This is a genomic window from Citrobacter sp. VF227, assembly GCF_052950715.1.
In genome coordinates, this window is sequence record NZ_JBRFVF010000042.1 from 1 (window position 1) to 1,596 (window position 1,596).

General features: G+C 59.5%; 2 protein-coding genes. One reads left to right on the top strand and one right to left on the bottom strand.

Annotated features, from left to right (window positions below):
* The first annotated feature begins 173 nt into the window (after positions 1-173).
* Entirely contained in the window at positions 174-1,376 is a 1,203-nt protein-coding gene (locus tag ACU8YC_RS24830) for an ISL3 family transposase (protein ID WP_446895935.1), read from the top strand.
* Between the two features lie 63 nt (positions 1,377-1,439).
* Here the strand turns inward: ACU8YC_RS24830 and ccoM are convergent, their stop codons facing one another.
* A complete protein-coding gene (gene ccoM / locus ACU8YC_RS24835) occupies positions 1,440-1,550 on the bottom strand; it encodes a cytochrome c oxidase subunit CcoM (protein WP_011914065.1) in 111 nt (36 codons plus the stop codon).
* Positions 1,551-1,596 lie beyond the last annotated feature (46 nt).

Genomic DNA, 1,596 nt, shown 5'->3' on the forward strand with positions numbered 1-1,596 from the left:
TTCCGGGACTCGGAGTACTTCTTCCTGAAAATCAAGGCCGCCTTCCCCGGGAAAGCGCGATGAACCTTTTTTATGGTTCTTCGCGGACTCTGGGGGAAGAGCGAGTTGACAGTCAGGGAAGCAGGTAAATTGGCAGTCGCCAAACACACCCTTCACCTGTCCCTGCTGTCGCCGTGCATCCTATTGATCTTGCCTCGTTCTGGCCAGGCTATGACGTCGTTGCCTGCCGTTCATCCGCCAACAACTCCCTTCTGATTGAGCTTGAGCCTCAAGCCGGTTCAGTGCCCAGGTGCGGGCGTTGTGGTCAGCTCAGCCCGTTGATTCACGAGCGCCGGATTCGTCTGGTGCGTGATCGCGATCTGTTCGATCAGCGCGTCCTGCTTCAACTACCCGTGCGCCGAGTCGATTGCCTGAACTGTGGTCGGGTGACCGAGCGGATCGACTGGCTGGAGCCTGCATCTCGCCTGACCCGGCGGTTACAGGTCTGGCTCGAAAGCTTGCTGCGGCTGCTGCCGATCAGCCACGTCAGCCAGCTCACCGGCCTGCACTGGCACACCCTCAAGACGCTCGACAAGCGCCGCCTGCAAGCCGAGGTAGGCACCTTCTATTCAAGCGGTGTCCGCCGCCTGGTGATGGACGAGTTCGCCCTGCACAAGAGGCATCGCTATGCCACGGTCATCATGGACGCCGAGCGAACACGGGTGCTGTGGGTCGGCCACGGCAACAGCCGTGAGGCGATCCGCCCGTTCTTTGAATTGCTCGGCGAGCACTGCCAGCAGATTGAGGCGGTGGCCATGGACATGAACACGGCTTTCGACCTGGAGGTGAAGAAGCATTGCCCGCAGGCCGAAGTGGTGTACGACCTGTTTCACGTCGTCGCGCGCTACGGTCGGGATGTGATCGACCGAATCCGGGTCGACCAGGCCAACCTTCTGCGCGAAGACAAGCCGGCACGAAAGGCGGTCAAGCAGAGTCGTTGGCTGCTGCTGCGCAACCGCGACAACCTGAAGGACGGACAGGCCGTGCAGTTACAGGAGCTGCTTGCTGCCAACCAGCCGTTGGCTACGGTCTATGTGCTCAAGGATGCGCTGAAGGATGTTTGGTACGCCCCCAGCGTACGAGAGGGTTGGCGACGCTGGCGAACCTGGCTGCGACATGCTCGCGAGAGCGACCTCGCGCCGCTGCAACGCTTCGCTCGCAACCTGCGCAAATACGCGCGAGGCATCCTTGCCAGTGCTCACTTCCACATGCATACCAGCGTCCTTGAGGGTGTTAACAACCGCATCAAGGTGATCAAGCGCATGGCCTATGGATTCCGGGACTCGGAGTACTTCTTCCTGAAAATCAAGGCCGCCTTCCCCGGGAAAGCGCGATGAACCAAAAAAAAGGCGACCATAGATCGCCTAAATGCCTTGCGTGCTCTTTGAATCTGGAAGAACTCAGCGCTTCTTGTGCGCGTCCTTCCAGATGAAATATCCGAAGCCTCCGAGGAAGGCGACCATCAGGCCGACCGTGACCACCCCTGCGAGCACCACATTATCGACAAACATGAGACCTACCTCCGAAACCTGATTCGCTGTTCGATGGGTTCAAGGT